Annotated in this window: 14 protein-coding genes; 6 read left to right on the forward strand and 8 right to left on the reverse strand. The window is 53.2% G+C overall.

Features of this window, described 5'->3' with window-relative positions; all coding sequences use genetic code 11:
- Positions 1-237, forward strand: a 237-nt coding sequence (locus tag BLP91_RS14735; RefSeq protein WP_143003573.1) for a transposase, incomplete at its 5' end; no start/stop codon positions are given.
- 132 nt (positions 238-369) lie between these two features.
- Here BLP91_RS14735 and rsmG read toward each other — a convergent pair.
- The 8 genes from rsmG to rpmH form a co-directional block, all read right to left on the reverse strand.
- Positions 370-1,092, reverse strand: a complete 723-nt coding sequence (gene rsmG, locus BLP91_RS14740) for a 16S rRNA (guanine(527)-N(7))-methyltransferase RsmG (protein ID WP_091572862.1) — start codon at positions 1,090-1,092, stop codon at positions 370-372.
- Between the two features lie 66 nt (positions 1,093-1,158).
- The gene (mnmG, locus tag BLP91_RS14745) at positions 1,159-3,045 is read right to left on the reverse strand and encodes a tRNA uridine-5-carboxymethylaminomethyl(34) synthesis enzyme MnmG (RefSeq protein WP_091572776.1); all 1,887 of its coding nucleotides are present in this window, start codon (positions 3,043-3,045) and stop codon (positions 1,159-1,161) included.
- Positions 3,046-3,061: 16 nt separating this feature from the next.
- Positions 3,062-4,438, reverse strand: a complete 1,377-nt coding sequence (mnmE, locus tag BLP91_RS14750; protein ID WP_091572779.1) for a tRNA uridine-5-carboxymethylaminomethyl(34) synthesis GTPase MnmE — start codon at positions 4,436-4,438, stop codon at positions 3,062-3,064.
- Between the two features lie 139 nt (positions 4,439-4,577).
- Positions 4,578-5,210 carry an RNA-binding cell elongation regulator Jag/EloR gene (gene jag / locus BLP91_RS14755; protein WP_091572781.1) on the reverse strand — a complete coding sequence of 211 codons (633 nt, stop codon included), beginning with the start codon at positions 5,208-5,210 and terminating at the stop codon, positions 4,578-4,580.
- Between the two features lie 24 nt (positions 5,211-5,234).
- Positions 5,235-5,960 (reverse strand): membrane protein insertase YidC, encoded by a 726-nt coding sequence (yidC, locus tag BLP91_RS14760; RefSeq protein ID WP_091572865.1) that lies wholly within the window; start codon positions 5,958-5,960, stop codon positions 5,235-5,237.
- 96 nt (positions 5,961-6,056) lie between these two features.
- Entirely contained in the window at positions 6,057-6,266 is a 210-nt protein-coding gene (yidD, locus tag BLP91_RS14765; RefSeq protein ID WP_091572784.1) for a membrane protein insertion efficiency factor YidD, read from the reverse strand.
- Positions 6,263-6,649 (reverse strand): ribonuclease P protein component, encoded by a 387-nt coding sequence (rnpA, locus tag BLP91_RS14770; protein WP_091572787.1) that lies wholly within the window; start codon positions 6,647-6,649, stop codon positions 6,263-6,265. The genes yidD and rnpA overlap by 4 nt, the downstream gene beginning before the upstream one ends.
- A gap of 108 nt (positions 6,650-6,757) precedes the next feature.
- Positions 6,758-6,892 (reverse strand): 50S ribosomal protein L34, encoded by a 135-nt coding sequence (gene rpmH, locus BLP91_RS14775; RefSeq protein ID WP_091572789.1) that lies wholly within the window; start codon positions 6,890-6,892, stop codon positions 6,758-6,760.
- A 560-nt stretch (positions 6,893-7,452) separates the two neighbouring features.
- Between rpmH and dnaA the strand changes: the two genes are divergently transcribed.
- The 5 genes from dnaA (at position 7,453) to remB (ending at position 11,940) form a co-directional block, all read left to right on the forward strand.
- Positions 7,453-8,802, forward strand: coding sequence for a chromosomal replication initiator protein DnaA (gene dnaA, locus BLP91_RS14780; protein WP_091572792.1), 1,350 nt, complete (start codon positions 7,453-7,455; stop codon positions 8,800-8,802).
- A 324-nt stretch (positions 8,803-9,126) separates the two neighbouring features.
- The gene (gene dnaN, locus BLP91_RS14785; protein ID WP_091572795.1) at positions 9,127-10,263 is read left to right on the forward strand and encodes a DNA polymerase III subunit beta; all 1,137 of its coding nucleotides are present in this window, start codon (positions 9,127-9,129) and stop codon (positions 10,261-10,263) included.
- 30 nt (positions 10,264-10,293) lie between these two features.
- On the forward strand, positions 10,294-10,503 hold the full coding sequence (yaaA, locus tag BLP91_RS14790; RefSeq protein WP_425412237.1) for a S4 domain-containing protein YaaA: 210 nt from the start codon (positions 10,294-10,296) through the stop codon (positions 10,501-10,503).
- A gap of 11 nt (positions 10,504-10,514) precedes the next feature.
- On the forward strand, positions 10,515-11,633 hold the full coding sequence (recF, locus tag BLP91_RS14795) for a DNA replication/repair protein RecF (RefSeq protein ID WP_091572867.1): 1,119 nt from the start codon (positions 10,515-10,517) through the stop codon (positions 11,631-11,633).
- 4 nt (positions 11,634-11,637) lie between these two features.
- Complete coding sequence (remB, locus tag BLP91_RS14800) at positions 11,638-11,940, forward strand: extracellular matrix regulator RemB (protein WP_091572800.1); 303 nt, start codon at positions 11,638-11,640, stop codon at positions 11,938-11,940.

Genomic DNA, 11,940 nt, shown 5'->3' on the forward strand with positions numbered 1-11,940 from the left:
CACGTGTGGGAAAAACATAAGGAAAAAGTGCGAGCCCATCGCCTTTCCTCTACGGGAAAATACCTGTACAAAAAACGGAAAGAGACGATCGAGCGAAGCTTTGCAGACGCGAAAGAGCTGCACGGGCTTCGCTACTGCCGGTTGAGGGGAAGGGAAAAGGTCCAAGAGCAAGCGCTGATGACGGCCGCAGCGCAAAACATCAAGAAGATTGCCAACCACCTAACCAAAGCCGGTTAGGTGGTTGGGAGGCCTTTTTGATCCAGGTTTTGATACGTCGATGAGCTGGTTTTGTCCATAAAAAAAAGTGTGGAGAAAGCAGTGAAGGGCTTTCTCCACACTCTGCAGCCGTTACGGCTAACTCTTTTTTTATCAGATGATTGGCTTGCGGGAGGGTGTCCCCGGCTTGCGAGGGTAGGTCTTCGGTGTCGGGGACTCCTTCCGGATCATCAGCAGATGACGCTCTCCTAATCCTTGCGGCAAGGAAAGGGAAACTGGATCAACATCGGCTCCTCCCAACTTTTCCACCGCTCGGTTAGACTCCTCTATTTCCTCGGAAATATCCGGCCCCTTCATCGCTGTAAACCAGCCTCCTACCCGAACGAAAGGCAGGCAATATTCGGCAAGCACATTCAACCGGGCAACCGCCCGTGCCGTCGCCAAATCAAAGGATTCTCTGTACTGACGGCGTCGGGCCACTTCCTCCGCCCGTCCATGAACACACTCCACCCCCGTAAGTCCCAGCTCTTCGGTCAGCTGCTGTAAAAAGGAGATCCGCTTATTGAGGGAATCCAAGAGCACGACCTGAAGATGAGGAAATGCGATTTTTAAAGGGATCCCGGGAAAGCCGGCCCCCGTACCTACATCGATCACCGACTCCAATTGGGTAACCGGCAACCGGACCGTCAAGGTTAGAGAATCATAAAAGTGTTTAATATAAACATCCTTTTCTTCAGTAATCGCAGTCAGGTTGAGCCGCCGGTTCCCTTCCACCAACCGTTGATAATACCGACCAAACTGATCTAACTGCTCCCCATTTAACTCCAATCCCAAATATTCCCGAGCTTGGCCACCTAACCAGTTTCGGTAATCCATCATACTCTCCTTTCTTCGATGAAAAAAGAGACCGGCTTTGGCCCCAGGGCCTTCACCGGTGAACACTCATCCGCTGGCATGGGTGTGTCCACCCTGCTCGATGTAAACCAGCAGGATGGACAGGTCAGAGGGATTGACACCGGATATGCGGGATGCCTGACCCAGTGATAGCGGACGAACGCGACTCAACTTTTCCCGGGCCTCTGATGACATACCGCTGATCTCCTCATACTTGACCCAATCCGGGATCCGTTTATTCTCCATCTTTTTCATCTTTTCCACTTGTTGCATCGATTTTTTGATATACCCTTCATATTTGAGCTGAATTTCCACCTGCTCCGCCACTTCCGGGGAGACGGGCTTTTCAGGAGGAGATAACTCTTGAATATGGGCATATTTCACTTCCGGACGTTTGATCAGTTTGGACAGCTCCACCGCATTATCCAGCTCGCTGGATTGGAGGCTTCGGAGCAGCTGTTGCACCTGTTCCGTCGGCTTCACCGTGGTATTCCGAAGGCGGGTGATCTCCTGTTCGATCGCCTCCCGCTTAGAAACAAAACGGCGATAACGCTCTTCGGAAATCAGGCCTACCTGATAGCCCAACTCCGTCAGGCGCAGATCAGCATTATCGTGCCGTAACAATAGGCGGTACTCCGCCCGGGAAGTGAGCAAGCGGTAAGGCTCATTGGTCCCCTTCGTAACCAGATCATCGATCAAAACCGCAATATACGCTTGGGAACGATCCAGCACCACCGCCTCTTTTTGCTGCACTTTGCGGGCGGCGTTGATTCCGGCCATAATCCCTTGGGCTGCAGCTTCTTCATAACCGGATGTTCCGTTGATCTGTCCAGCGGTAAACAGGTTTTCCACCCGCTTGGTTTCCAGGCTGGGCCAAAGCTGTGTCGGAACGATCGCATCGTATTCGATGGCGTACCCCGTCCGCATCATCTCCGCTTCCTCAAGGCCATCGATGGTTCTGAGCAGGGATTGCTGCACCTCTTCCGGCAAGCTAGTGGACAAACCCTGAACATACATCTCCAACGTTTCGCGGCCTTCCGGTTCCAGAAAAATCTGGTGACGGTTTTTATCAGCAAAGCGGACGATTTTATCTTCAATCGACGGACAGTAGCGCGGTCCCTCCCCTTCGATCACCCCGGAGTACATCGGGGCCCGATGCAAGTTATCCCGGATAAACTCGTGGGTTTTCTCGTTGGTGTACGTAAGCCAGCACGGTAATTGATCCGTGATATACTGCGTCGTTTCATAGGAGAATGCCCTCGGCTCCTCATCCCCCGGCTGAATCTCCATCTTGGACGTATCCACCGTCGACTTGTTCACCCGCGGGGGCGTCCCTGTTTTGAAACGCACCGTTTCAAAGCCCAGATCGTGGAGATGGTGGGCCAGGTTGATGGAAGGTTGCTGGTTGTTAGGGCCGCTCTCATAGGTGAGGTCACCGATGATCACCTTCCCGCGCAGATAGGTTCCCGTAGTCAAAACCACGGTAGTGGAATAGTACTTGGCTCCGGTTCGGGTCAGGACCCCTTCACACACCCCGTCGTTCACCAACAGTTTTTCCACCATGTTTTGATGGAGCACCAGGTTAGGCTCATTCTCCAGTGCCTTTTTCATCTCCTGCTGGTACAACACCTTATCCGCCTGGGCGCGCAGGGCATAAACCGCTGGACCCTTGCGGGTATTCAGCATCCGCATCTGAATATGGGTTTTGTCGATGTTGCGGCCCATCTCACCGCCCAGGGCATCCACCTCCCGAACCACGTGCCCCTTGGCGGGTCCGCCGACGGAAGGGTTGCAGGGCATATAGGCGATGGTATCCAGGCTCAAAGTCAGCAGAAGCGTGGAACAGCCCATCCGGGCGGATGCCAACGCCGCTTCGCAACCGGCGTGACCGGCCCCGATCACAATCACATCATACCGTTCTCCCGAAGTGGGCATCCGTATTCCCTCCTTTTTATTTCCCGAGGCAAAACTGGGAAAAAATTTGATCGATCAGATCTTCACCGACGGTATCCCCGATGATTCCGCCAAGGGTTTGCCAAGCATTTTTCAAATCGATTTCCACCATATCCAGAGGAACACCGGACTGGATGCCGTCAATCGCCTCCTCCACCTGCTGTCGTGCTTGCTTCAACAGGGAGATGTGTCGGGTATTGCTCACATAAGTGGCGTCGGCGGAAGGGGCGCGACCTTCCATAAACAGGTCGGCGATCGCCTCCTCCAGGCGATCCAAACCTTCTTCCCTTTTGATCGAAGTGGTGATCAAGGGGATATCCTGCAGCGATTCCTTCACTTCCTGCAAATCCAACTGCGGTTCGAGATCTGTCTTATTGACCACCACAATGGCAGTCAAATTGCGTACCACCTGCAGCAGTTTCCGGTCCTCTTCGGACAAGGGCTCCGCGTAGTTGAGCAAAAGCAAAACGAGATCCGCTTCATCCAGCGCCTGCCGCGAGCGCTCCACGCCGATTTTTTCCACCAGATCCTCTGTTTCTCGGATTCCGGCGGTATCCACCAGTCGCAGCGGAATCCCCCGCACATTGACATACTCCTCGATCACATCCCGGGTGGTACCCGGTACATCGGTCACGATCGCTTTATTTTCATGGGCCAGCGCGTTTAGCAAGGAAGATTTCCCCACATTGGGGCGGCCGATGATTGCCGTGGCAATCCCTTCCCGGTAGATTTTCCCCTGCCGCGCCGTCTGCAATAATTGCTCAATCTCTTCTTTGATATGACGGGATCGTTCCAATATGGTCTGTGCGGTCAATTCCTCCGCATCATACTCGGGATAATCCACATTGACCGCCAGGTGGGCCAATGTCTCCAGGATATCTTGCCGCAGTCGTCGCACCAGCTGGGACAATCGCCCCTTCGCCTGATGCATCGCTACCCGGGCAGCCCGGTCCGTCCGAGAACGGATCAGGTCGATCACTGCCTCCGCCTGGGATAAATCGATCCGCCCGTTCAAAAAGGCCCGCTTAGTAAATTCACCGGGCTCCGCTGAGCGCGCTCCGGAGGAGAAAAGGGCCTCCAATACGTTTTGAACCGGCACCATTCCTCCGTGACAACTAATCTCCACCACATCTTCCCGGGTGAAAGTGCGGGGAGCCCTCATCACCGTTACCAGCACCTCATCGATCTGTTCCCCGGAATCGGGGTCGATGATATGACCGTAATGGACGGTATGGGTGTCGGCTTCAGAGAGCGAGCTTTTTCCCTGATAGATTTGATCGGCGATACGGACCGCATCGGGGCCGCTCACGCGGATCACCGCGATTCCCGCTTCCCCGACAGGGGTCGAGATGGCTGCAATCGTATCGGTGTCCATCCCGCTTCACCTCAAATTTCGATCGAATATCTTTAGAATAACCTATGAAAGAAGCTTCGCATACGGTTTTTAGATAAACAGCAAAAAACTCCCCGAAGGGAGAGTCATACAGGGACCATCAGACCTTAACGAAACGGTATCAACGTTTGTCTCTGGGTGCCACCACCACATTTCGTCGAGGTTCCTCCCCCTCGCTTTGGGTGGTCAGGTCGGTATATTGCTTCTGGATGTGATTGTGGATCACCTTTCGCTCCATCGGGCTCATCGGTTCCAGAGAGATTGCTTGTTTGGTCCGCTTTACCTTTCTGGCGATCCGATCCGCCAACTCGATCAAGCTCTGCCGACGGCGTTCCCGATATCCTTCCGCATCCAGGATCAAGCGGGTATAGGGACCCGTCGCACGATTGGCAGCCACATTGGTCAGATACTGAAGCGCGTCCAAGGTCTGACCCCGGCGTCCGATCAGGAGGCCCAGGTCCTCCCCTGTAAACTGGATCCGCACATGATCGGATTCCTCGCTCTTCTCCATCTCTACTCCATCCAGACCCATGTGGTCAAGCACTTCACGTAGAAAACGGAGCGCCTCCTCCGACGGGGAGGAGATCAACTCCACCTCCACCTTCGCATCCCGCCCGCCAAACAGGCCCAGAAATCTCCGGCTCGGTTCTTCCAAGACGGAGATTTTGGCCCGCTCCCGGTCGGCCCCCAGTTGACGGAGCGCTTCCGCTACCGCCGAATCAACCGTTTTTGCCGTTACGGTCACTTTTTTCAACGGGCTGCACCCTCCCGTATCCCTTTATGATTGGGCTTGGTTGTTTTTATTGGGTTTATATTTGTCGGAGATGAAATAGTACTGAACCATGGTGAACAGGTTGCTGTACACCCAGTATAACGCCAAGGCCGACGGAAAGCTGAAGGCCAGCACGAAGATCATCACCGGCATGATAAACATAAACGCTCGCGCCTGGGGATTGTCTCCCATCCCCATCACTACCGACTGTAGGTAGGTGGTGGCTGCGGCGATCACCGGAAGGATGAAGTAGGGATCGGCATGACCCAAATCCATCCACAGAAAACTGGCGCTGCGAATATTTTCATCCCGCATAATCGCTTGATAGAAGGCGATCAGAATCGGCAACTGGATCAATACCGGCAGACACCCGGCCAAGGGGTTCACATTGTGCTTCTGGAAGAGCTTCATCGTCTCTTGCTGCAATTTTTCCTGGTTGTTCTTGTATTTCTCCTGCAGCCTCTTCATCTCGGGCTGCAATGCCTGCATCGCCCGGGAGCTCTTCATCTGTTTTAACGTCAGCGGAAGGACAATAAGACGAATCAGGACGGTAGCCACCAAGATGGACAAACCATAGCTTCCCAAAAGATCTTGTGTCGCATCCAACAAGTATTGCAAAGGTAAGACAAGATAACGTTCCCAAAAGCCGGCATTTTCCGGATCGATCGGTTTCATCTGATCCGGAGTAGGAGCGCAGCCACTCAAGGCCAACAGCGCTACTGCCATCATCATGGCTGGGAGCAGACGTCGTCTGAACAAAAAGGATTCCTCCTTCAAATCATCCGGTTTCTATCTATTTATTGTACTGAGAGATGGTGTCGGACGGATTTATGGGACCGGATCGTAGCCGCCGGGATGAAAGGGATGACATTTGGCAATCCGCTTCACCGTTAACCATCCCCCGCGCAAAATTCCGTAGCGGGAGATCGCCACAAATCCGTAGTGGGAACACGTCGGGGCAAATCGGCAAGTGGGGGGAATGAGCGGGGAGATAAAACGTTGGTAAAACCGAATCAACAGGAGTACCAAGCTTTTCATTGCGATCCCCCTTCGCGGCTGTCTGTTTTAGGCCCCTCCGGACGTTTTTGGAACAACCGGGCTTTTTTAGCCACATGACGCAGACTGGACTTCATCTGATGGTAATCCATGTCCGCTGCCGGTTTGCGGGCAATCAGAACAATATCCGTCCCTTCCGGAAGTTGGTTCACCCACGATCTCATAATCTCTTTTACCAACCGCTTGATCCGGTTGCGGGTCACGGCATTGCCCACTTTTTTGCTGACGGAAACCCCGATCCGCACCGGACCGGCATCCCTTCTGACACTCCGGTATATGACAAATTGCCGATTGGCCACCGATGTGCCCCTGCGGAAGGTGCGGCGAAAATCCCCCCGCCGTCTCAAGCGGTGTTCCTTCTGCAAGGAAGACCCTCCTTTTTCCGGGACCCTAGCACTATACCAGTATGTATCGGAAAGGACGATAAATAAACCCCGGTTTGATAGGAAAAAAGGCCACTTACCTGAGTGGCCTTATGCAGACAAAAACTTTCTACCTTTACGACGGCGGTTTTTCAATACCTTCCGACCGTTCTTGGTGCTCATCCGCTGCCGGAAACCATGAACGTTCTTCCGACGCCGATTACTCGGTTGAAACGTACGCTTCATATGATTTCATCCGGTTTCAATCCACAAGGTCCGCCCCGTCGGCGAACCCGTCCAACCGGATTCTCCTCCTTTCCAGCCATCAAAGTCAGCGAAAAATGTTCGCACGAATGACATTCTTAATCATTATATCCGTGTACCCAAAAAAATGTCAAGAAAGTCGAAGGGGAGCTTGTCCACATGTGGACAACTGAGGGTCATTCGTTTATCCACACGGGGATGCTCCGGTTATCCCCTGTTTATCCACAGTTTTCACCCCTGTGAAAAACTATTTTCCACACCGCTGTGAATTCTGTTGAAACCTTAACAGATTCGTTGTGATGCCAATACAAATTTGATATGATATTCATGCTTTCCGCTTGTGGATAACCATATTCCGGAATCGATTCATCCACAGATGTGGATAACTCGACAAACTATCCACAGGATCTTGTGGATGATTATTGTCCACATGGATGTGGACGTTGTGGATTGAAGGGATTCTCCCGCATAGAAAGCGGAATCCTCTTGTGGACGAATTGGTGGATCATTGACAAAAAAACTCTCAGGGGAGGGGGGAACCTGTGGATACACATATCCAAGAGCTATGGGCCCAAGCACTGGCACATATCCAGAAGAAACTATCCAAACCCAGCTTTGAAACTTGGTTGCAGGCGACGGAAGCGGTGGATTACCAAGATGATACCCTTATCGTCTCCGCACCCAACGAATTTTCCCGGGATTGGCTGGAATCCCGGTATGCCAACATGGTACGGGATACCTTGCAAGAGGTGACCGGATCCGTGATCGGCGTTCAATTTATCACCCATTCCTCGACCCGGACAGAAGGGGAAGAGGAAGCCGCTGCCACGGAGGAAAAGCCTTCGGTACGCGAAAAAGAGCCCAAAACGATGCTGAATTCCCGCTATACTTTTGATACTTACGTCATCGGTTCGGGCAACCGGTTCGCTCATGCGGCCTCCCTCGCTGTGGCGGAGGCCCCCGCTAAGGCATACAACCCGCTGTTCATATACGGAGGAGTGGGATTGGGTAAAACCCACTTGATGCATGCGATCGGCAATTACGTCGTCTCCCATCCTTCCCACAACCGGGTCGTCTACCTGACGTCTGAAACCTTTACCAATGAATTTATCAATTCTATCCGTGACAACCGGACAGATGACTTCCGCAATAAGTATCGGAATGTGGATGTCCTGTTGATCGATGATATTCAGTTTTTGGCGGGGAAAGAACAGACCCAGGAGGAATTTTTCCACACCTTTAACACATTGCACGGCGAATCGAAACAGATCGTCATCTCCAGCGACCGGCCGCCCAAAGCGATTCCCACCCTTGAAGACCGGCTTCGCTCCCGCTTTGAATGGGGGCTGATCACCGATATCCAGCCGCCGGATCTGGAAACCCGCATCGCGATTTTGCGCAAAAAAGCGATCGCTGACAAACTGGACATCGACAGCGAAGTGATGGCTTTTATCGCCGACCGGATCGATACCAACATACGGGAGCTGGAAGGTGCACTCATTCGCGTTGTCGCCTATTCCGCTCTGATCAACCAGCCGGTCACAGTGGAACTGGCTGCCGAAGCGCTGAAGGATATCCTTTCCGACGCTAAACCCCGCGTCATCGGTATCCCCGATATCCAGCGGGAGGTTTGTACCTATTACCATTTGCGCATCGAAGACTTGAAAGGGAAAAAGCGGACCAAAAACGTCGCCTTGCCTCGACAGATCGCCATGTATCTGTGTCGGGAGCTGACCGATGCGTCCCTGCCCAAGATCGGTGAGGAATTCGGGGGACGGGATCATACCACCGTGATCCACGCCCACGAAAAGATATCCCGCACTCTGGCCATGGATCTCAGTCTGCAACAAGCAGTGGAGGATTTGAAAAAACGGTTGACCCAACGGGTCTGAGTCCATGAAAAAACACGGCCGATGTGGAGGATGTGGACAAACCGATACCGCCTATACACAGTTTATCCACAGAGTGCATAGGCGGTCTTGACTGATTGGAGCCGACTTATACACACAATTCACAGCCCCTACTACCATGATGACGACATTAAATAAAATATATATGACATCGATGCCCCCCATATGACTCCGTCTTCTTTGATCAGTTATACAGAGTCTATTCCACAACACTGTGGTAAAAGAACAAGGGGCTCTTTCTCTTTGCACGAAAAACAGTCCTCCAGGCCAATCCATCCTGAGGACAAACACTGAGGAGGATTTCCCATGAAATTTCGGATATCCCGTTCCGCTTTAACTGACGCCGTTTCCCAAGTTTCTAAAGCGGTGTCCAACAAAACGACCGTTCCTATATTGACCGGCATCAAAGCGACTGTAGATGAAAATGGCCTCTGGCTGACCGGTAGCAACTCCGACCTCACGATTCAAGTCTGTATCCCCACTCGCCAAGATGATAAGGAACTGGTGAAAATGGAAACAATGGGGAGTGTGGTGTTGCCCGGCAGGATCTTTTCCGACATTGTCCGTAAATTGCCGGGTGATGAAGTGGAATGGGTGGTGGATGACCGCTGGAAGACGGTCCTTCGCTCCGAGCAGGCCCAATTTGAATTAAAGGGTTTGGATCCTGAGGAATATCCCCGCCTGCCGCAATTCCAGGAAGATCAGATGTTTAGCCTACCTTCGGACCTTCTGAAATCGATGATTCGACAGACGGGATTCGCTGTCTCCACCTCGGAGGCCCGGGGGGTACTTACCGGCGTTTTGTGGCGGATGGAAGAGGGTCGCCTCACCTTTGTAGCCACTGATAGCCATCGGCTCTCCCGGCGCCAGGCTGACGTGGAAGCGCCGGAGGGTCTGACGGTGGAAAATATGGTCGTGCCGGGGAAAAGTCAGTCAGAACTGGGAAAAATCCTGGCCGACCGAACCGGCTGGGTCGATGTGATTCTGTCGGAAAACCAGATGATGGTGCGAGCGGACAACCTGTTGTTTTTCTCCCGGCTCTTGGACGGCCCCTACCCCGATACCAATCGGGTGATTCCTCAGGGAGGCAAAACAGAGGTCCGTGTTTCCACCAAAGAAATTTTACAATCGGTGGACCGTGCGGCGTTGATCAGCAGGGACGGACGCGATAATGTGATAAAATGGACAGTGAAAAAAGAAGGGGTCGTCCAGGTTCATTCTGCGGCCCAAGATGTAGGCAGCGTATTGGAAGAGGTGAGTGCCCAGGTGGACGGCGAGGAGATGAGCCTCTCCTTCAACGCTCAATACATGTTGGATGCGTTGCGGGCCGTCGATTCCGATGAAATCCAGATTCTGCTCACCGGGGCGATGACCCCGTTTCTGATTCAACCAGCAGACCGGGAAGACGCACTGCATCTGATCGTGCCGATTCGCACCCGTTGACCGATCCGTGAGGTGAAAACATTGAAAAAAGTGCCTATCGACACGGCCTATATCCCCCTCGGCCAGCTGTTGAAAAAGCTGCAACTGTTGGATACGGGCGGACAAGCCAAGCTGTTTTTGGCTGAATACCAGGTGTTGGTAAACGGTGTCCCCGAAAAGCGCCGGGGGAGAAAGATTTATCCACAGGATGAGGTGGAAATCGAAGGTTTTGGAACTGTCCGCCCGGTCCGGGAGGAGTGAAAGGAGAGGCCATGCATGTGGAGCATTTGGAACTGAAACAGTTCCGCAACATCGAGCAACTTCGGCTGAATTCCCCCGGTGAGCTCCACCTATTTGTCGGGCCCAATGCCCAGGGAAAAACCAACATTTTGGAGTCCCTGTATGTTCTTGCCGTCGGAAAATCCCACCGGACCCACGGCCATCGGGAGATGATTCGCTGGGACCAGCCTGCCGCTTTTCTTAAGGCACGAGTGGTGAAGGAAGGTTCCACCCGGCGGCTGGAGGTTCGTCTGACCTCCCAGGGGAAAAAGGTGATCAAAAACGGGGTGGAACAGCGACGGCTGAGTGAATATATCGGTTCGCTCACCGCCGTCCTGTTTGCTCCGGAGGACCTCTCCCTGGTGAAGGGCAGCCCTCGGGTACGCCGTCGTTTTCTGGATATGGAGATGGGACAGGTGAGCCCTTCTTATATCCATGACCTGACCCGATACAATCAGATCATCAACCAGCGGAACAGCCTCCTCAAAGAATTGGGCCGAAGTCAGACCGAGAACTGGATGATGTTGGATGTGTTGGATGAACAACTGATCGAGTGTTCCGCCAAGCTGTGGACCAAACGCTTCTCCTTTGTGCAAATCCTCTCCCGCTGGGCGCAGGAGATCCACGCCTCTATCACCCAAGGGCATGAAAACCTGTCCATCCAATACCGTCCGTCTATCCCCGTTACGGCCGATATGGGACCGGATGAACTCCGAGACGCGATGCAGCAGGAATTAACCCGGATCCGTGAACAGGAGCTTTACCGGGGAAACACCCGGGTCGGACCCCACCGGGACGATTTGCGTCTCTTTGCGGACGGGACGGATCTGCACACATACGGTTCCCAAGGGCAGCAGCGTACCGCCGCCCTTTCTCTCAAACTGGCGGAGATCGAGCTGATTCATCAGGAAACCGGCACTTATCCCATACTTTTATTGGATGATGTTTTGTCCGAACTGGACGATTCCCGGAAAACCCATCTGTTGGAGGCGATACGAGGGAAAGTGCAAACCTTCGTCACCACCACAGGGCTGGAGGGAATCGACCGGGAAACCCTGGAACGAGCCCGCATCTACCAGGTTCGTCAGGGCAGCTTTTCCGAACAGAGGTGAGACGGTGTTTATCCATCTCGGCGGCAACAAGATGATCCGGATCAGTGAACTGATCACCATTCTAGATGCCGGGAGCCGGCGGTCCCCCGCCACATTGGCTCCTTTTCTGGATGAAACGGAGAAACAGGGGCGCCTGGAGAAAATCTCCGATCAGGAAGAAGTCAAGTCTTATGTGGTAACCCGAACAGTGGTTTACGCTTCGCCGATCTCCTCCTTGACGCTGTTAAAGCGTGCCCAGCAGGGGGAAAACCGAAATCTTGGCGAGGTGACCGGTAAGGATTCGGAGAATAAGGAACTCAAAGAGTAG

Source organism: Melghirimyces thermohalophilus, assembly GCF_900102685.1.
GTDB lineage: Bacteria > Bacillota > Bacilli > Thermoactinomycetales > DSM-45169 > Melghirimyces > Melghirimyces thermohalophilus.

Coding starts and splice junctions, on each gene's coding strand:
- rsmG (WP_091572862.1), bottom strand. CDS start 1,092: ATGGATTACCGAAACTGGTTAGGTGGCCAAGCTCGGGAATATTTGGGA.
- mnmG (WP_091572776.1), bottom strand. CDS start 3,045: ATGCCCACTTCGGGAGAACGGTATGATGTGATTGTGATCGGGGCCGGT.
- mnmE (WP_091572779.1), bottom strand. CDS start 4,438: ATGGACACCGATACGATTGCAGCCATCTCGACCCCTGTCGGGGAAGCG.
- yidC (WP_091572865.1), bottom strand. CDS start 5,960: ATGATGATGGCAGTAGCGCTGTTGGCCTTGAGTGGCTGCGCTCCTACT.
- yidD (WP_091572784.1), bottom strand. CDS start 6,266: ATGAAAAGCTTGGTACTCCTGTTGATTCGGTTTTACCAACGTTTTATC.
- rpmH (WP_091572789.1), bottom strand. CDS start 6,892: ATGAAGCGTACGTTTCAACCGAGTAATCGGCGTCGGAAGAACGTTCAT.
- dnaN (WP_091572795.1), top strand. CDS start 9,127: ATGAAATTTCGGATATCCCGTTCCGCTTTAACTGACGCCGTTTCCCAA.
- recF (WP_091572867.1), top strand. CDS start 10,515: ATGCATGTGGAGCATTTGGAACTGAAACAGTTCCGCAACATCGAGCAA.